The sequence below is a fragment of the Variovorax paradoxus genome (assembly GCF_000834655.1).
In the GTDB taxonomy this organism is placed as follows: Bacteria; Pseudomonadota; Gammaproteobacteria; order Burkholderiales; family Burkholderiaceae_C; genus Variovorax; species Variovorax paradoxus_F.
In genome coordinates, this window is sequence record NZ_JXQQ01000135.1 from 74,763 (window position 1) to 93,154 (window position 18,392).

The 18,392-nt window shown below is 65.6% G+C and carries 16 protein-coding genes; 14 read left to right on the top strand and 2 right to left on the bottom strand.

The genetic code is table 11. From position 1 onward, the window contains the following. Positions 1 to 6: 6 nt before the first annotated feature. A complete protein-coding gene (locus tag RT97_RS31145; protein ID WP_042582728.1) occupies positions 7 to 1,038 on the bottom strand; it encodes a LacI family DNA-binding transcriptional regulator in 1,032 nt (343 codons plus the stop codon). A gap of 209 nt (positions 1,039 to 1,247) precedes the next feature. Between RT97_RS31145 and RT97_RS31150 the strand changes: the two genes are divergently transcribed. The 14 genes from RT97_RS31150 (at position 1,248) to RT97_RS31215 (ending at position 17,943) form a co-directional block, all read left to right on the top strand. Beyond that, positions 1,248 to 2,600 carry a GntP family permease gene (locus tag RT97_RS31150; RefSeq protein WP_042582755.1) on the top strand — a complete coding sequence of 451 codons (1,353 nt, stop codon included), beginning with the start codon at positions 1,248 to 1,250 and terminating at the stop codon, positions 2,598 to 2,600. Between the two features lie 30 nt (positions 2,601 to 2,630). Beyond that, positions 2,631 to 4,190, top strand: coding sequence for a gluconokinase (gene gntK / locus RT97_RS31155; RefSeq protein ID WP_042582729.1), 1,560 nt, complete (start codon positions 2,631 to 2,633; stop codon positions 4,188 to 4,190). 37 nt (positions 4,191 to 4,227) lie between these two features. Continuing rightward, positions 4,228 to 5,082 carry an AraC family transcriptional regulator gene (locus tag RT97_RS31160; RefSeq protein ID WP_042582730.1) on the top strand — a complete coding sequence of 285 codons (855 nt, stop codon included), beginning with the start codon at positions 4,228 to 4,230 and terminating at the stop codon, positions 5,080 to 5,082. A gap of 191 nt (positions 5,083 to 5,273) precedes the next feature. Then, complete coding sequence (locus RT97_RS31165; protein ID WP_042582731.1) at positions 5,274 to 5,477, top strand: hypothetical protein; 204 nt, start codon at positions 5,274 to 5,276, stop codon at positions 5,475 to 5,477. 907 nt (positions 5,478 to 6,384) lie between these two features. Next, a complete protein-coding gene (locus tag RT97_RS31170; RefSeq protein ID WP_042582732.1) occupies positions 6,385 to 7,539 on the top strand; it encodes a polysaccharide biosynthesis/export family protein in 1,155 nt (384 codons plus the stop codon). 10 nt (positions 7,540 to 7,549) lie between these two features. Continuing rightward, the gene (locus RT97_RS31175) at positions 7,550 to 8,005 is read left to right on the top strand and encodes a low molecular weight protein-tyrosine-phosphatase (RefSeq protein ID WP_042582733.1); all 456 of its coding nucleotides are present in this window, start codon (positions 7,550 to 7,552) and stop codon (positions 8,003 to 8,005) included. Then, the gene (locus RT97_RS31180; RefSeq protein WP_042582734.1) at positions 8,002 to 10,263 is read left to right on the top strand and encodes a polysaccharide biosynthesis tyrosine autokinase; all 2,262 of its coding nucleotides are present in this window, start codon (positions 8,002 to 8,004) and stop codon (positions 10,261 to 10,263) included. The genes RT97_RS31175 and RT97_RS31180 overlap by 4 nt, the downstream gene beginning before the upstream one ends. Before the next feature lie 236 nt (positions 10,264 to 10,499). Beyond that, positions 10,500 to 11,321, top strand: a complete 822-nt coding sequence (locus tag RT97_RS31185) for a sugar transferase (protein ID WP_253278358.1) — start codon at positions 10,500 to 10,502, stop codon at positions 11,319 to 11,321. A gap of 142 nt (positions 11,322 to 11,463) precedes the next feature. Then, positions 11,464 to 12,555 (top strand): hypothetical protein, encoded by a 1,092-nt coding sequence (locus RT97_RS31190; protein WP_253278359.1) that lies wholly within the window; start codon positions 11,464 to 11,466, stop codon positions 12,553 to 12,555. Further along, complete coding sequence (locus tag RT97_RS31195; protein WP_042582735.1) at positions 12,552 to 13,700, top strand: polysaccharide pyruvyl transferase family protein; 1,149 nt, start codon at positions 12,552 to 12,554, stop codon at positions 13,698 to 13,700. Before RT97_RS31190 ends, RT97_RS31195 begins: the two co-directional genes overlap by 4 nt. A 16-nt stretch (positions 13,701 to 13,716) precedes the next feature. After that, positions 13,717 to 14,787 (top strand): glycosyltransferase, encoded by a 1,071-nt coding sequence (locus RT97_RS31200; RefSeq protein WP_042582736.1) that lies wholly within the window; start codon positions 13,717 to 13,719, stop codon positions 14,785 to 14,787. After that, the gene (locus RT97_RS31205) at positions 14,784 to 16,055 is read left to right on the top strand and encodes a hypothetical protein (RefSeq protein ID WP_042582737.1); all 1,272 of its coding nucleotides are present in this window, start codon (positions 14,784 to 14,786) and stop codon (positions 16,053 to 16,055) included. Before RT97_RS31200 ends, RT97_RS31205 begins: the two co-directional genes overlap by 4 nt. 5 nt (positions 16,056 to 16,060) lie before the next feature. Further along, on the top strand, positions 16,061 to 17,305 hold the full coding sequence (locus tag RT97_RS31210) for a lipopolysaccharide biosynthesis protein (protein WP_042582738.1): 1,245 nt from the start codon (positions 16,061 to 16,063) through the stop codon (positions 17,303 to 17,305). A gap of 14 nt (positions 17,306 to 17,319) precedes the next feature. Further along, on the top strand, positions 17,320 to 17,943 hold the full coding sequence (locus RT97_RS31215; protein WP_042582758.1) for a phytanoyl-CoA dioxygenase family protein: 624 nt from the start codon (positions 17,320 to 17,322) through the stop codon (positions 17,941 to 17,943). A gap of 1 nt (position 17,944) precedes the next feature. Here RT97_RS31215 and RT97_RS31220 read toward each other — a convergent pair whose 3' ends face one another. Then, on the bottom strand, positions 17,945 to 18,349 hold the full coding sequence (locus tag RT97_RS31220) for an outer membrane protein assembly factor BamE (RefSeq protein WP_042582739.1): 405 nt from the start codon (positions 18,347 to 18,349) through the stop codon (positions 17,945 to 17,947). Positions 18,350 to 18,392 lie beyond the last annotated feature (43 nt).

Genomic DNA, 18,392 nt, shown 5'->3' on the forward strand with positions numbered 1-18,392 from the left:
ACCGGCTCAGCTGCTCTGCCGCACCATCAGCTCGAAGCCCAGGTCCACCGTGCGCTCGGCCACGGTCTCCTTGCGCATCAGCGCGAGCAGCATGGAGGCCGCGCGCTCGCCGATTTCCTGGCGCGGGGTGCGCACGGTGGTGAGCGGCGGCAGCATCTGGTCGCTGCCGCCCAGGTCGTTGAAGCCGGCGATCGCCACGCGGCCGGGCACCGGCACGCCGGTGCGCAGCGCGGCGAGCAGCGCGCCCTGGGCGAGGTCGTCGTTGCAATAGAAGATCGCGTCCACATCGGGGTGGCGCGCGAGCAGGTCCTCGAACTGGCGGCCGCCCAGCGCCATGGAGGTCGGGCCGGGCACGAGCAGCTCGAGTTCCGGGTCGTGGCAGCCGGCTGCGCGCAGCGCCTCGCGGTAGCCCTCCAGGCGCAGCATGACCCGCGGGTCGAGCTGGCCGGCGGCATAGGCGATGCGGCGGCGGCCGCGCGCGAGCAGGTGCTGCACGATGGCGCGGCCCGCGTCCTGCTGCGAGAAGCCCACGCTGTGGATGCCGGGCTCGGCCGAGGTTTCCATCAAGTGAACGCAGGGGGCGTGGCTGCGCTCGAGCATGCGCAAGGACGCGGCGCTGCGGTCGAAGCCGGTCAGCAGCACGCCGGCCGGCCGCTGCGAGAGGTAGCTGCGCAGCAGCGCCTCTTCCTGCGCGGGGTCGTAATGGGTCACGCCGATGAGCGACTGGAAGCCGTGCGGCGCCAGCGCGTTCTGCACCGCCTCGAGCAGTTCCACGAAGAGCTGGTTGGTCAGCGACGGAACCAGCACCGCGACGTGGGAGCTGCGCGCCGAGGCGAGGGCGCGCGCCGCCACGTTGGGCACGTAGCCCAGCTCGTCGACCGCCGCCTGCACCCGGGCCTGCAGGTCGGGCGCCACGTTGCGCGCGCCGCGCAGCGCGCGCGAGACGGTGATGGCGCTCACGCCCGACACGCGGGCTACGTCGTCGAGGGTCACCTGACTGGATGAGCGGGAGCGCGGGCGCTCGGGAACGTCGGCCATGGGGCGATTTCTCAGGGTTAATACCAAGATTGGATTGGACAGCGCTGTCCTAGGATAGCGCTGTCCCAGCCCTTTGCCGATTCGGAAAAACCCGAGCGCACCGAAGCTGGATTTTTTTCGATTGTGCGGGATAGCGCTATCCCTGCTGCCGTTCTACCCACCGGGCACCCTCGCAGCGTCCGGATTCAGGAGACAAAGACATGTTCGGAATGTTCGGAATGAGCAAGGATGTTTTCCTGCTCGTCGACGCCCTGGTGGCGATCCTCGGGCTCATCCTCTTGATCACGCGCTGGCGCGTCCACCCCTTCATCGCTCTCACGCTGGCCGCGGGCTTCCTCGGCCTCACCTCGGGCATGCCGGTGGACCTGGTGATGAAGTCCTTCCAGGACGGCTTCGGCGGCGTGCTCGGCTTCGTGGGCATCGTGCTCGGCCTGGGCACCATGCTCGGCAAGATGATGGCCGAGTCGGGCGGTGCCGACCGCATCGCGCGCACGCTGATCGACGCCTTCGGCAAGGAGCGCGTGCACTGGGCCATGATGTTCGCCGCCTTCCTGGTGGGCATTCCGCTCTTCTTCGAGATCGGCTTCGTGCTGCTCATTCCGCTGGTGTTCATCGTGGCGCGGCGCACCGGCGTGTCGCTGATCCGCATCGGCATTCCGCTCCTGGCGGGCCTGTCGGTGGTGCACGGGCTCGTGCCGCCGCACCCGGGGCCGCTGCTGGCCATCGGCGTGTTCGGCGCCGACATCGGCAAGACCATCTTCTACGGCCTCATCGTCGGCCTGCCCACCGCGATGATCGCGGGCCCGATCTTCGGCAAGTTCATCTCGAAGTACGTGCCGGGCGAGGCCTCGCCCGAGCTGCTGGCGCAACTGGCGCGCGAGCCCGAGGCGCGCGAGCTACCGGGCTTCGGCATCACGCTGGTGACGGTGCTGCTGCCGGTGGCGCTGATGCTCCTGAAGACCTTCGCCGACGTGGCGCTCGACGAGAAGAACATCGTGCGCCAGTGGCTGGACTTCATCGGCCACCCGATCACCGCGCTGCTGGCGGCGCTCTTGTTGTCGCTCTACACCTTCGGCTATGCGCGCGGTTTCACCAGCAAGCAGATCATGAAGTTCGTGGACGACAGCCTGGCGCCCACCGCGGCCATCGTGCTGATCATCGGCGCGGGCGGCGGCTTCAAGCAGATGCTGGTGGCCAGCGGCGTGGGCAACGCGATCGGGCAGATGGCGCTGCAGGCGCAGGTCTCGCCGATCCTGCTGGCCTGGCTGGTGGCGGGGGTGATCCGCATCGCCACGGGCTCGGCCACCGTGGCCACCATCACCGGCGCGGGCATCGTCGCGCCGCTCGCCACCATGGTGCCGGGCGTGAACCGCGAGCTGCTGGTGCTGGCCACGGGCGCGGGCTCGCTGATCCTTTCGCACGTCAACGACGCGGGCTTCTGGCTGGTCAAGCAATACTTCAACATGACGGTGGCCGAGACCTTCAAGACCTGGACGGTGATGGAAACGCTGATCTCGGTCGTGGCCATCGTCTTCATCATGCTGCTGAGCATGGTCGTCTGATCGTGATCGCATAAGGCAAGGAGACACGCCATGGGCCGCATCGTCATCGGGGTCGACATCGGAACCACCAGCACCAAGGCGGTGGCTTTCACGCCGGCCGGGCGCGTGGTGGCGCACGACGCGGCCGAATACCCGCTGCTGCAGCCCGAGGCCGCAGCCGCCGAGCAGGACCCCGAGCAGATCTTCCAGGCCGTGCTGCAGACCATCGCCGGCTGCGTGAAGGCCTGCAAGGCCGCGCTGGGCGACGTGCTCGCCGTGTCCTTCAGCGCGGCGATGCACAGCCTGATCCTGGTCGATGCCCAGGGCACGCCGCTCACGCGCAGCATCACCTGGGCCGACCACCGCGCCTCGGCCTGGGCCGGGCGCATCCGCGACGAGTGGGACGGCGACGCGATCTACCGCCGCACCGGCACGCCGATCCATCCGATGTCGCCGCTGGTCAAGCTGGTGTGGCTGCGCCACGAGCGCGCCGAGCTCTTCGCCAGCGCGGCGCGCTTCGTCGGCATCAAGGAGTACGTGTTCTTCCGGCTCTTCGGCCAGTGGCAGGTCGACCATTCGATCGCCTCGGCCACGGGGCTCTTCAACCTGGAGCGGCTGGACTGGGACGAAGGCGCGCTCGCGCTCGCCGGCGTGCGCGCCGACCAGCTCCCGCGTCCGGTGCCGACCACCTGGCACATCGAGGGCCTTGCGGCCGACGTCGCGGCGCAGCTGGGCCTGGCGGCCGACACGCCGTTCGTCATCGGCGCCAACGACGGCGTGCTCTCCAACCTGGGGGTGAACGCGGTCGCGCCCGGCGAGGTGGCCGTGACCATCGGCACCAGCGGCGCGATGCGCACCGTGGTCGACCATCCGATGACCGACCCCGAGGGCCGCACCTTCTGCTACGCGCTCGCCGATCGGCGCTGGGTGGTGGGCGGTCCGGTGAACAACGGCGGCATCATCCTGCGCTGGGTGCGCGACGAGTTCGCCTCGGCCGAGGCGGAGACCGCCAAGCGCCTGGGCATCGACACCTACGAGGTGCTCACGCGCATCGCCGAGCGCGTGTCGGCCGGCTCCGAAGGGCTGGTGTTCCACCCCTTCCTCACCGGCGAGCGCGCGCCGTACTGGAATGCGGACCTGCGCGGCTCCTTCTTCGGCCTGGGCATCCACCACCGCAAGGAGCACATGATCCGCGCGGTGCTGGAGGGCGTGATCTTCAACCTCTACAGCATCCTGCCGGCGGTGGAATCGATCGCGGGGCGCAGCGCCCACATCAAGGCCACCGGCGGCTTCGCGCGCTCGGGCATGTGGCGCCAGATGATGGCCGACGTGTTCGACCGCGAGGTGGTGGTGCCCGAGAGCTTCGAGAGCTCGTGCCTGGGCGCCGCGGTGCTCGGGCTCTATGCGCTGGGCCACGTCGATTCGCTGGACGTGGTCGCGGGCATGGTCGGCGCCACGCACCGCCACACGCCCAACGCCAAGAACGCCGCGCTCTACCGGCAGCTCCTGCCGGTGTACCTGTCGCTGCCGCGCAAGCTCGGCGAGGAATACCGGCTGCTCGCCGCGTTCCAGCAGCAGATGGCCGCGCCGCCGCCGGCGCGCCAGGGCTGATGCCCCGCGGCACGTCGCTTCGGTCGGAGATGCGGCCTTGTTGAACACGGTCCACTGCGAGTCCGCCATCGCGTTCCCGGTCCAGGCGGGCCGGGCGCACGAGGCGCGCTGCCTGCACGACCACGAGCTGCACCTCGTCGGCGCCATGCCCGCGAGCCTGCGCATCGGCAGCGGCGCCCGCCAGGAGACGCACCGCTTCGCGCCCGGCACCGTGGTGCTGCTCGGGCCTCACCTGCCGCACAGCATGGCGCTCGCGCATCGGGCCATGTCCGGCGGCGCTGCAGACGATGGCCTGGTGCTGCGCTTCGGCGACGAGCCGCTGCGCCGCGGCATCGCGCTCTTTCCCGAGCTCGGCGATGCGGGGCCTCTGCTGGCGCGCGCGCGGCAGGGCGTGCAGTTCGTGGGGCTGGGCGAGGGCACGCTCGCGCGGCTGCGCCGCATCGCGTCGCTGCACGGGCTCGCGCGGTTCTCCGAATTCACCGCGCTGCTGGGCGAGCTCGCGCAGTGGACCGACTACCGGCTGCTCGCCGGCGCCACGCCCGTCGGCGAAGGCGATGAAGAACACGGCCACGCGTTGCGCATCCACAAGGCGCTGGACCACATTCGCGACAACTACGCCGAGGCGCTGTCGCTGGGCGAGGTCGGCGCGATCGTGGGCATGCGGGAGAACGCGTTTTCGCGCAGCTTTCGCCGTGCCACCGGCCAGACCTTCACCGATTTCGTGATCGGCCTGCGCGTGGCCACGGCCTGCCGCCTGCTGGCATCGACGCGCCAGCAGGTCAGCAGCATCTGCTACGAGGTGGGGTTCAACAACATCTCGAACTTCAACCGGCACTTCCGGCGCATCCAGGGCATGACGCCTGGGGAATTCCGCGCATCGGCACGGGCCTGAGCCGCAAGGCCTCGCGCCGCGGTCCGCACGGTCAGGCGGCACGCAGGTTGGCACCAAATACTGCGTGTGCAGCGTTCCGTAACCTGCATTCGCTCCACTTTTCTTAAGCTATCCTCTCGCACCCGACACGCGTAGCGATTTTTTACACATCCTTGGGGCTGACGCGTGCCCGAGCGAAGGGGGAGAGACAGATGCGCTTGATCTTCATCGAATTGCTGTTGGCCTTGGTGCTGCTGCCACTGAGCGGCCTGTTCTGGTGGTGGGCATTCGGCATGGGCGGCTGGGCGCTGGCCGTGTTCCTGGCGCTGGTCGGCATCACGTTGTACCTTGTGCTGCGGGGCGTTCGCGCCACCAAGGACAAGCTCGCCCAGGGCGGCAACGACGAAGAGCAGTAAGCCGCGCCGCCGTTCCGCCTCGCTGGGCGGAACATCCACCAAAGGCCTCCTTGTGAGGCCTTTTGCATTTATTGGCCGCGGACAGGCCCGCCGAATTCCCCGGAATTTCGCGATTCCATTGCGGTGCGTTCGCATTGAATTCTTTTTCATGCCTCCTCCGGTCGTTGCCTCGATTAGATCGGTTTTGCATGACGGAATTACGAAAATCCCGTGGCATGCAAATTACCAGAATTGAAATAACACTACGAAAGTTTCAATTCAAAATGAATCTGAAATCATTCATTTTATTTCGTGTGCAATCGTTGCACGATCTTGGTGCCGCTCCTGTGCACGGCTGCATCAATTCGAAGTAGCCCAAAAAACCTACAGCAATTCAAAACCGGGCGGAAACGGCCAGCGAGGTGCCCCTTGTGGTGCCACCGCACCCGGTCCGCGAACAGGGTACCCCATCTTCGAAGGGCTCTCTTCATTCGAGGGGTTGCACGAAAATACAAAATCTTACAAAAACGGGGCGCAAGGTCAAAAACCCTTGAATCCGGGATTTCGTGGTCTGGATGCGACGATCGCCCCACGCACAGGGGTAATTAATTAGTCGCCATTTCAATGGCCTGAATTGGATTCCGGAATGCTGTTCCAGCGCCCGTTTTCCCAATGAAAACAGCCTTCCAAAGAGTGCGATAAGGGATAACCCTGCATGGCGCAGGGTTGCGCCACGAATGGACACGATTTTTGCGCGTCTGCGACGAAAAAGGAGGTCTTCGACCGCAGCGACAATTGGGTTTTCGACCGCGTACCGGTAAAGCGCAAGCCCGCTTTGACGTGCGCCGCGATCAAAAGGCGACCCCCCGCATCAATCGGGCTCGACCTTTGCATATGAGCCGCAGCGGTTGAAAAAACCAGTTTTGCAATGGAGATCAATTTGACACGCTACGTGTACCTGATGGGGTGGAGCGTCGCCCTGGCCGGCGCGATGTTGCTCCAGGGCTGCGCACCGGGTTTCGGCTCCGTGGTGGCCTACGAGCCCGACCAGTCCCCGGCGCCCGCCCTGTCCACCGACGGCTCGCCCGAAGGCGCGCTCACGCCCATCTCGCCCTCGCTCATCCGCGCGATGGCCGATGCGCAGCCGACCGCGGTGCCGGCCGACGTGAAGGCGCTGTTCGGCGAGGCCGCCCCGTACACCATCGGACCGGGCGACGTCGTGGGCGTCATCGTCTACGACCACCCCGAGCTCCTGCCCAACGCCGGCGCCGTCATCACCCAGCAGGTCGACCCGACCGGCATCAGCGTGGCGCCGGGCTTCATCGTGGGCGCCAACGGGGAGATCAGCTTTCCGTATATCGGCCGCGTGAAGATGCAGGGGCTGACCGAGATCGAGGCGTCCGACCTCATCGCCAAGCGCATCGCCCGCTACATCAGGGAGCCGCAGGTCACGGTGCGCATCCAGTCGTTCCGCAGCCGCCGCGCCTTCGTCGAGGGCGAGGTGCGCACGCCGGGGCTGCAGATCTTCACCGACGTGCCCATGACGCTGGCCGAGGCGCTCAACCGCGCCGGCGGCATCACCGCCAACGGCGACCGCTCGTTCGTCACGCTCACGCGCGGCGACCGCACCACACTGGTGGACCTCACGCGCCTGCAGGACCTGGGCAACGGCGCGGGCGACATCCCGCTGCAGAACGGCGACGTGGTGCAGGTGCGCAACCGCGACGAAAGCAAGGTCGTGGTGATGGGCGAAGTGCTGCGCCCCTCGGCGCTGCTCATGCACAACGGGCGCCTGAGCCTGAACGAGGCGCTCGGCGAGGCCGGCAGCGCGAGCCTGGGCACCGCCAACACCGGCCAGATCTATGTCGTGCGCAACACCGCCAAGGGCACGCCGGCCGTGTTCCACCTGAACGCGAAGAACCCCGCCGCACTCGCGCTGGCCGACCGCTTTCCGCTGCAGCCGCGCGACGTCGTCTACATCGACTCGGTGCCGCTGGTGAGCTGGAACCGCGTGGCCAGCCTCATCCTGCCCGCCGCCCAGGTCATGGACATCGGCGACCGCATCTACACGAACCACCGATGAGCCGCCGACGATGAAAACCGTGCTCACAGTCTGCATCGGCAATATCTGCCGAAGCCCGATGGCCGAGGGCCTCCTCGCGGCGGGCCTGCCGCACCTTCGCGTCGTGTCCGCGGGCACCGGCGCGCTCGTGGGCAAGCCCGCCGATCCCACCGCGCAGGCGCTCATGCGCGCGCGCGGCATCGACATCTCGGGCCACGTGGCCCAGCAGGTGAGCCAGATGCTGTGCCGGCAGGCCGACCTCATCCTGGTGATGGACCTGGCGCAGCGCCGCCACCTCGAGTCGGCCTACCCGTTCGTGCGCGGCAAGGTGTTCCGCATCGCCGACACCACCGCGCAGGACGTGCCCGACCCGTACCGGCAGGGCGACGCGGCGTTCGAGCGGGCGCTGGCCCTCATCGACGCGGGCGCACGGACGTGGATCGACCGCGTCCTGAAGATCACAAAACCTGAGCAGCAAACCACATGAATGCATCCCAGCAAGCCGCCCCAGCGATGCAGTCGCTGGACGACGACGGCGAGGGCATCAATCTCACGGAGTACTGGGACATCCTGGTCGACAACCGCTGGCTCGTCGCGGCCGTGGTCGCCGTCTTCCTGTTCCTGGGCACCGCGTATGCGCTGCTCGGCAAGCCCGTCTACGAAGGCAACCTCGCGGTGCAGGTCGAGGACTCGGGCAACTCCGCGGGCAGCTTCCTCGGCGATGCGGCCTCTTCGCTCTTGAGCGTGAAGACGCCGGCCGCGGGCGAGATCGAAATCCTCCGCTCGCGCGCCATCCTGGGCAAGGCGGTGGAAAACACCAAGCTCTACATCAGCGCGCGGCCGCGCTATGCGCCCTTCGTGGGGAGCTATCTCTCCCGCCGCGCGACCGAACTCTCGGAGCCGGGCTTCATGGGCCTCTCGGGCTACGTCACGGGCACCGAGCAGATCCTGGTGCCGCGCTTGGACGTGCCGCCCGACTTCGAGGAAAAGCCGTTCACGCTCACCTTGGGCACCAACGGCCAGTACGAGCTGAGCAATCCCGACATCGAGGTGCCGCTCAAGGGCACCGTCGGCACGCTGCTCTCGGCGAACATTCCGAACGTGGCGAACGGCAGCCTGGGCCTCATGGTCACCAGCATCAGCGGCAAGCCGGGCGCGCAGTTCCAGCTCGTGCGCTCGTCCACGCAGAAGACGCTGCTCGCGCTGCAGGACAGCTTGAAGGTCGTCGAGAAGGGCAAGCAGTCGGGCGTGCTCGACGTGAGCTGGAAGAACGCCGACCCCAAGAAGCTCACGCAGCTGCTCAACGAGATCGGCACGCTCTACGTGCGCCAGAACATGGAGCGCAAGGCCGCCGAGGCCGAGAAGACGCTGGGCTTCCTCGACACGGCGCTGCCGCAGTTCAAGACGCAGCTGGAGCAGTCCGAGGACACCTACAACCGCTACCGCAACCAGAACGGCACGGTGAGCCTGGACGACGAGGCCAAGAACGCGCTCACGCAGACCGTCGACCTGCAATCCAAGCTGCTCGAAGCCGAACAGAAGCGCCGCGAACTCGCCGCCCGCTTCACCGACGAGCACCCGGCCATCCAGACGCTCGACACGCAGGTGAAGGCCTGGAAGAGCGCCATCGCCGGCATCGACGCGCGCATCCGCAAGATGCCCGAGCTGCAGCAGAACACCGTGCGCATGCAGCGCGACATCAAGGTGAACACCGACCTGTATGTGTCGCTGCTCAACAGCTCGCTGCAGATGCGCCTGGCCAAGGAGGGCAAGGTGGGCAACGTGCGCCTGCTCGACGAGGCCATCGTTCCCGAAGAACCGGTGTGGCCGAAGCGGCCGCTGGTCGTCGCGCTCGCGCTCGTCCTCGGCCTGGCCGCCGGCATCGGGGCCGCGGTGGCGCGCAGCTCGTTCTTCGGCGGCATCCGCAACCCGAGCGAGATCGAGACCCACACGGGGCTGAACGTCTACAGCAGCATTCCGCTGAGCGCCGCGCAGCGCACGCTCGACCGCAACATCGAGAACAAGGTCCCCGGCCTGCACGTGCTCTCGCACCTGCAACCCGAAGACCCGGCGGTGGAGAGCCTGCGCAGCCTGCGCACCGCGCTGCAGTTCGCCATGCTGGAGGCGACCAACAATCGCCTGCTTATTTCCGGCGCGACCCCCGGTGTAGGCAAAACGTTTATTTCGGTCAATTTCGCGGCCATCAGCGCTGCAACCGGCAAAAGAGTTCTTTTGATTGACGCCGATTTGCGAAAAGGCCGGGTCAATCAATTCCTCTCTATTTCACGAGCCGGCGGTTTGTCGGAATTGATAGCAGGAACCCTCGATTTCGAGAAGGCCGTGCGCCCATCGGTCCTGCCGAACCTGGACGTCATCACCACCGGTGTGCTGCCGCCCAATCCGGCGGAGTTGCTGATGAGTGAATCTTTTGTCCACGTTCTGGACAGGTTATCGCCCAGCTACGATCTTGTCATCGTCGATACGGCGCCCGTACTGGTGGCCGCAGATACCGCTTCGGTGGCGCCGCTCGCCAGCACCTTGCTGCTGGTCGCGCGCGCCGAAAAAACCCAGCTCGGCGAATTGAATGAAACGGTCCGGCGGCTTGCGCATGCAGGCCGATCGGTAAATGGCGTAATTCTGAATGCTATTGACCTATCGCGCCGCCATGCTGGCAGTGGGGGATATAAATATGGCACTTACAAGCACTTACAATACAGCTATAAATCCAACAGGGATTCCACCTAGACCGTGAAAAATTGGAGTTAAATTCAATTCGATGCGCTTGACTTTCTGGCATGTGCATCGAGCCCCTACTCAAATTGTATTCACTCAAAAGAAATGTAGTGCCAATGAATATTCATTCATTTTTCCTACATTTTTCGTAGTCCGTTGGCCGCGCAATCGTTTCTGCAAATGCAGAAGCAACGAGGCAGTTGTGCGGGTCGTGTCGGCCACAAAAAATCAAGGCCATAACCGAAGAGGTGCAGGCATTTCGCCTGCATGAGGAAAGGTGCGTCGCCAATGAAATACCTTCCGGAAGAAATTCTTTCGCATTCCATATCTGGATGGAGAAAACCATGAGAAACCTCCGCCCCGAAGAATCGATGGTCCCGCAAGGCTGGGACAATTCGGAAAACCGTCACCATGAATCGCCCTACGACATGGGGCAGAACCGCGTCAATCACCCGGTATTGCTCCGCGTCGGAAAAAGATCGGTGGACATTGCCGCCGCGCTTTTCTTCTTCATCGCGTTCGGCTGGGTGTTCGTATTGATCGGCCTGTGCGTCGCGGTCAGTTCCGGCGCGCCCGTGTTCTATTCGCAGCCGCGCTATGGAAAAGACGGCCGGGTGTTCCGGTTCTGGAAATTCCGCTCCATGACGGCCAATTCGGCACAGGTGCTCGAAGAGCACCTGAAAAACAATCCGGAGGCGCGCCGGCAATGGGACGAATACCAGAAGCTGGAAAACGATCCGCGCATCACGCCTTTCGGCAAATTCATCCGCAAGACCAGCCTGGACGAATTGCCGCAATTCTGGAACGTGCTGATCGGCGAGATGAGCCTCATCGGCCCGCGCCCCTGCATGCTCGAGCAGAAGTCGCTCTACGGGCACGACTGGAGCCACTACTGCGCCGTGCGGCCCGGCATCACCGGCCTCTGGCAAGTGAGTGGCCGCAACCAGCTGACCTACAACGCCCGCGTCGCTCTGGACGTGCGGTACGTGGAGACGCTGTCCGTGGTGAAGGATGTGGACATCTTCATCAAGACCATCTGGGTGGTCGCCTTGGGGCATGGGTCGCGATGACCGAATTCGCCGGCCCGCACTGACCCACTGACGATTTGCGGCCGCAGCGGCGGCCGACGACTGAGAAGAATAAAAAAACCAGCGCTGGAAAGCGGCCGGTGCAGGGGAATTTTTGTCTTCGAATGTTCGGAATGGAATCCATATGCTGACGAGTCCTGCCATTGCGGGAAGACCGCCGGGGAAATTCGCGCCCCAGGGAAATGCGCCCAGGAACAGGCGGCGGTTCAATCAATATTCGATCGCGGGCATTGCGCTCGTCGTCGTGTACGTGCTGATCTACGCTTTTTTCAGGGAATCGCTTCCCGAGAAATGGAGCGTCGATTCGGCAAAGATCATCGAGATCCTGAATTACGGCGGCGCGGGCGGCGACCTGGACAATTCGTTCGCGGTGACCGCGGCATTGTTCGGCCTCATCGGCGTGGACAACCTGGACATCTTCACCTGCCTGGTGAGCGCGCTGTTCCTTTTTTTTGCGACGCACGATATTCGCCGTGCCGGCGATTTCTTTTCCCGGCTGCTGCTGATTGCGCCGTGCATCATGCTCAACATGTTTGCACCGTCGAAGGAAACCGTGGTGCTCATCATGACGATGTTCATCACCGTGTCTGCGATCTATTTTCGGACCTCGAAGAAATTCACCTTCGTGTCGTTTCTCTTTCTTTACGTGGTCTATGGAATATTCGTCCGGCAATATTATCTGCTGATCGTCGGCGTGTTCTTCGGTGTCTATTGGCTCTGGCGGCGTCCGCTCAAATACCATTTGCTGGCGGCCGCTATTGCGGCAGGCGCCATTCTGGCGGCGCCGTCCAGCGTCTTGCAAACGCTGCAATCGCCGCGCGATACGTCCAACGCCTATGCGGAGCAGATCGGCAGCGACAACCGGACGGCTTTCACCAATGTCGCATCCCCAGCCACCGGCCCGGGGTTCCTGGTCAATTACGTCTATGCTGGCACGGTATTGATCACGCCGGTGCTCTATTTCCAGACGGCGAGCGATTTCTTCATGCAATTGATGATCGGCGCCATGCTGATCATTCTTTATCGCGCACGTAAAAAAGCCCGGCGCGGGCATGACCGATTCGAAGTCCGCTTCTTCGCCAGCCTGTTCATTGCGCACATCCTGGTGCAATTGATATTCGAGCCCGATCTCGGAAGCTTCACCCGGCATTTGACTTCGGTATTGCTCTATCTCATCGCCATCAAGGTCGCAGAGAGAAAACCATTCCTCCCATGAAAAAAATCCTGATTTGCGCTGTGCCATTCAGCGACAACCTGGGCGACGGGGTCATTGCCGCGTCGCTGGCGCACATTGCCGGCCTCAAATACCCGGACGCCAAGGTCGAATTCCTCGACATTGCCGGGCGGCACGGATTCGACGAAGACAACCTGCGCGGCGGCGGCGCGTTCGGCGTTTTCCAGAAGCTGCCGGCGCTCGTGCGCTCGGCCATCGTGTTCGCGTACTGCCTGAAGAACTACTTCCAGCGCTGGCGCCCGCACTGGAAGGCGGCCGTGAGCGATGCGGATCTGGTCATCGTCGGCGGCGGGCAGCTTTTTTGCGACGTGGCGCTGAACTTCCCGGCCAAGCTCTTCCTCCTGAGCCGCCTCTTGCGCGGCAAGCGGGTGGCGGTGGTGTCGGTGGGCGTCACGGCCAAGTGGTCTTACTGGGGCAAGGTGCTGGTCAACAAGTTCTTCAAAAACGCAGCGCCCGTTTTCTTCGCCACCCGCGATGCGGAGTCGGCCAAGAACCTGCACGACATCTTCCGCATTCCCCGGCCGGACATCCGCGTGGTGCCCGACCCGGCGCTGGTCTGCGAGAGCGCGTTCTCCGAGGAGCTTTCGCCCGAGAAGAAGTGGGACGTGGGCATCTGCGTGAGCAGCCTCGATGCGCTGGTCATGAACTCGGAATACGGCGACGCCAACGCCATCGGCTCGGCCGATTTCTTCGCGAACCTGGCTGAGGCGCTGCAGAAGGAGGGCGCGCGCGTTCTCTACTTCACCAACGGCGCGGCGGAAGACAACCGCGTCATGGCCGAGATCTCGGCGCGGCCCGCCGCGGCGGAAACCGCGTTCCTCGTGCCCAAGCGCCCCGACGACCTGGTGTCGCTCATCAGCGCGTGCTCGTGCATCGCGGCGCACCGGCTGCACGCGAACATCGTGGCCTACAGCCTGAACATCCCCTCGGTGGGCATGAACTGGGACAAGAAGGTCGAGTCGTTCTTCCGCCTCACAGGGCGCACGCAGTACCTGTTCGACCTGTCGCCGCGCCCCGACCAGCTCAAGGCCTCGGTGCTGCAGCTGCTGCGGGACCGCAATGCGAACCGCGACCGGCTCGATGCGCTGAAGGGCGAAGTCATCGCCGGCACGCACGCGCTCATCTGATGCGAGGCGCGCCATCATGAAAGTACTGCACGTTGCCGAGACGCTCAAGGGCGGGCTGGAGACGTACCTGCGCATCGTCTCGCGCTACCAGAAGACCTCGCCGGAGATCAGCCAGGTGAAGTTCGTCCTGCCGGGGCAGGTGGACTGGCTGGGCGCGGAGAACACGCACGTGGTGCCCACGGCGCGCAAGGCCTCGGCGCTCCTCGCGTACGCCAGGGAAGTGCGACGGATCATCGCGGCCGAACGCCCGGCCGTGCTGCACCTGCACAGCTCGATCGCCGGCGGCGTGGTGCGCGCGATGGCCCTCGTCGGGCAGGTGCCGCGCGGCGTGAAGATCGTCTATTGCTCGCACGGCTGGGCCTTCGACCAGACCGGCCCCGCCTACAAGACGCTCGCCTACCGCTGGATCGAGCGCCTGCTCTCGTGGCGCAGCGACGCGATCATCTGCATCAGCGACCACGAGACGCGGGTCGCCGAGAAGTTCGGCATCCAGCACCTGCGCTGCATTCCGAACGGCATCGACCGCATCGAGCCGGCATCGGGCGAGACGCCCGCCGGGGCGGTGCGCACCGAACCGCGCAAGGTGCTGTTCGTCGGCCGGCTCGACAAGCAGAAAGGCATCGACGCGCTGCTCGACGCCTACGTGCGGGTGAAGCCGAGTTTCAAGTTGATCGTCGTGGGCGATTCCGTGCGCAAGGACCTCGCGCTCGCGCAATCCGACCAGGTCGAATTCAAGGGCTGGCTGGAGAAGGACGCGCTCGATGCCGTCTACCGCGAATGCGACGCCACCATCGTTCCGTCGCGCTGGGAAGGCTTCGGCCTCGTGGCCGTCGAGGCCATGGCGCGCGGCAAGCCGGTGTTCGCATCGGCGGTCGGCGGGCTGGTCGACATCGTGGCGCACGGCACCAGCGGCCGGCTCTTTTCGCTCGAACAGATGGACCAGACGCTGCGCGACATCGACGGCCTCTCCGACGCCGCCTTGCGCCAGATGGGCCAGGCCGGCCGGCGGATCTTCGAAGAGAAGTTCACCTCGCAGCGCATGAACACGGCCATCGTCAACCTCTACAAGGAGTCGGTTCTCCGATGAAGATCTTCACAAGCCGAGCCCGGCGCCTGCTGCAGGCGGCGCTGCTGTCGTGCGCGTGCGTGTCCGCCGCCGTCGTGGCGCCCGCGCAAGCGCGCGGCGTGAGCGGCATCGACACCGACTACCCGGTCGCGCTGAGCGTGCAGATCGACCCCGCCACCATCACCGATGCCGACCTCAACGAAATCCGCGCGGCGGGCTTCGAGTTCGTGCGCTTCGGCGTGCGGCCGCCGCTCAAGAGCGTGAACCCGAACCTCATCGACTACCCGCGCCTCATCAAGCGCGTGCGCAACGCGAAGCTCGATGCGATCGTGACGCTCTTCGGCGGCAGCGCGATCTGGGGGCTGGGCCCGAAGGACTGGCGCGAGGGCGCCCGCAAGGAAAGCCTGTTCTCCGATTTCGCGGTCGACTTCATGAAGGCGCACACCGGCGACGTGGCGGTGTGGGAGGTGTGGAACGAGCCCGACCACAAGACCTTCCTGAACCCCGCGCTGCTCGCTGACTTCGAGACCGCGTCGTCCGAGCTGTGCGCCAACATGGCCAGGCAGAAGGTGCAGCCGAACATCGTCGTGGGCTTCGGCTTCGCGAACCTGCCGTTCGTCGGCGGCAAGGTGCCCGCGCAACTGGAGAACGCATTCGTCTCGGCCGCGAAGTCCGATTGCCTGACCGACATTTCCATCCACCCTTACCGCCCGGTGCCCGAGACGGCCTTCGCCGACTACGAGAAGCTGCGCGCGCAGCTGGACAAGCGCGACCTCAAGAAAACCGGCATCGCCATCTCCGAATGGGGCTACGCCTCTTATCTGCCGGTGCGCAGCCAGAGCACGCAGGCCTCGCTGGTGTTCCGCGAGTACCTCATCAACGCCGCGGCCGGCATCAAGCTCCTGAATCTGTATGCATGGCGCGACCGTGGGCGCTCCTCGTTCTCCAAGGAAGACAACTTCGGGATCATGTCGAACGCCGGCGAGAAGAAGGAGGCGTTCTCCGCGCTCACCGAGTTCCTCAAGATCGCCAGGCATTCGAAGAAGGTCTCCTACGACGACGCGAAGGGCGTGAACCAGCTCGTACTCAAGCGCGACGACGCGCTGCTGCACGTGCTGTGGACGCAGGCGTCGGAAAAGGACGTGACCGTCCCCGTCGCCGAAGGCAAGAAGTGCACGCGCGTCGATTTCTTCCCGCAGGCGCGGCGCGGCAGTTGCGGTCCCCGCACGGGCGGCGGGTTCTCCGCGAAGGCCTCGGCCTATCCGGTGCTGCTGTCGATCTCGGACTAGAGGCGATGGCGCGTCTTTCCGGAATCCGCAAGCGTCTGGGCGGTCCCGTCTTCGCGATTGCGGACCAGTGCATCTACAGCGCGAGCCAGCTGCTCCTGAGCTTTGCGCTCGCGCGCGTGCTGTCGCCTTCGGATTTCGGCGTGGCCTCCGCGTTCCTGGCGGTCGTGAGCTTCCAGTACATCCTGCACACGGCGATGGTGCACGAGCCGTTGCTCATCCGGCGCTTCTACGCGAGCCGCTCGGCCGCGTGGACGAGCTGGGCGCTCGTGGCGCTCCTCTCGCTCGCGGGGTACCTCTGCTGGCAGCTCATCGTGTTCCCGGGGCAGTTGCGCTGGGTGGGCGTGGCGCTCATCGTGGGCTACGAGATCTTCTGGCTCTCGCGCAGCCTGCTGCTCACGGGGCGGCGCTACGCGATGCTGTGCGCGACCGGCGTGCTCGTCTGCGTGGGCTACGTCGCGGTGCTCGGGGTGGAGAAGCCCGCGACGTGGGGCGAGGCGCTGCTGCTGGTCTCGCTGCTTCAGCTGCCGTTCCTCGTGCTCGTGCTGCTGAACCTGCGCCACGTGATGCCCGCGCTGCCCGCGGCGAAAGATGCGCAGGGCCTCACGGTGCAGGAGTCGATGGCCTACGGCTGGAAGGCCAGCCTCTCGCAGTTCATGAGCTGGATCATGACGGGCGGCGCGATCCTGCTGCTGGGCTCGTCGGCCGATGCGGAGCAGGGCGGGCTGCTGAAGATCTACATCACCTTCCTCCTGCCGATGCAGTACGTGCTCGCGGCGCTGGGCTATTACCTGCTGCCGCAACTGGCGGCGCGCTGGCATGCCGAAGACCGCAGGAGCGTGCACCGGCTCTTCGTGATGTTCGTGCTGGCGGGCTTCCTGATCGCCGAGGCGGCCGGCGTGGTGCTGGGCCTGCTGGGCCCGCACCTCGTGGTGCTGGCCTTCGGCGAGAACTACCGGCACATGGACTTCTCGCCGTTCTATTACGCGCCCGCCATCTTCGGTCTCACCATGTGCCTGCGCACGGGGTTCCGCGCCTCGGCGCGGCCGGGCGCGCTGCTGTTCTGCTCGGTCGTGGGCGCGGTGGTGTTCGGCATCGCGATGCTCGCCTCCAAACCGCCGGTCTCGTACATCCAGACCATCCACGCGATGACGCTGGGCTTCGCCTGCATGGCCGCGCTGATGATCGGCTGGCTGTTCTTCTTCATGCGGGCGCCCAGGCAAGGCCTGCAAGCCTCGGGGGCAGGGCGGTGACTGTGGAGCACGCCATGAACAACCCTTTGCTGCGCGACGTGCGCATGGACGAGCGCCTCAGGTTCCTGCGGGACGGCGTGGTGTGCCTGCGCCAGATCATCTCGCCCGAGTGGGTGCGGCGCGCGCAGGACGGTGTCGAGCACGAGCAGGTGATGTTCGAGTCCGGCGCCGGCGAGGTCGCGCGGCAGCTCACGGTGACGCGGCGGCTGCGCTGGATCTACGACCAGCTCTTCGACAGCGACCCCGGCGACCCGATGGCCGCGACCTCCTGGCACCAGGACACCTCGTACGGCCTGGCCGACAGCCACCGCATCGTGCGCGTGTGGATGCCGGTGGACCACGTGCCGCGCGAGACGGGCATCGAGGTGGTGCGCGGCTCGCACCTGTGGAAGGCCGAGTACGGCCGGGCCGGCCGCTTCGAGGTGCGCGACATCGAGGCCAACCGCCGCGCCTTCGACATCGTGGGCTACGAGGCCGATGCGGGCGACGTGGTGGCCTTCAACTACCGCTCGCTGCACCACGCGGGCGCCGGCGTGAACTTCAGCGAGAAGCGCAAGGCCTTCGCGATCCTCTATGCGGACGACGCGATCAACCTCAGGCGGCCGCTGTCGTCGTCGCCCGTGTTCCGCGCGGCCTAGTTCAGGCCGACGCGCCCAGCCTGCCGCAGAACTCGGGCAGCCAGTGGAAGCTGCGGGCCTGGTAGTTGCGGTCGAAGATCACCTTGTACTGGCAGGTCGTCACGCCGTTGCCGGAGCGGAAATGAAAGATGTAGTCCCACTCGCGCACGGCCGCCATGCCCTCGGAGAAATGCGGGCGGCCGGTGAGTTCGTACAGCTGGTTCTTGGTCGCGCCGGGGCCGATGGCGCGCAGGCTGTCGCGGTTCGGAAAGCTGCCTTCCTTCTGCGTTGCGTCGTCCACCTTGGGCCAGACCACTTCGGTGGCCTTGCCGTCGTCGGTGATGCCGCGGCTCACGTAGGAGGTGCAGCCTTGCAGCGCCAAGAGCGCGGCGGCGGTGCCGATCACGGCGAGGGAGGTAGGGCGCATGCGTCGTTGTTTTGCGTGTGTCATGAAAGATCCCTTGAATTTG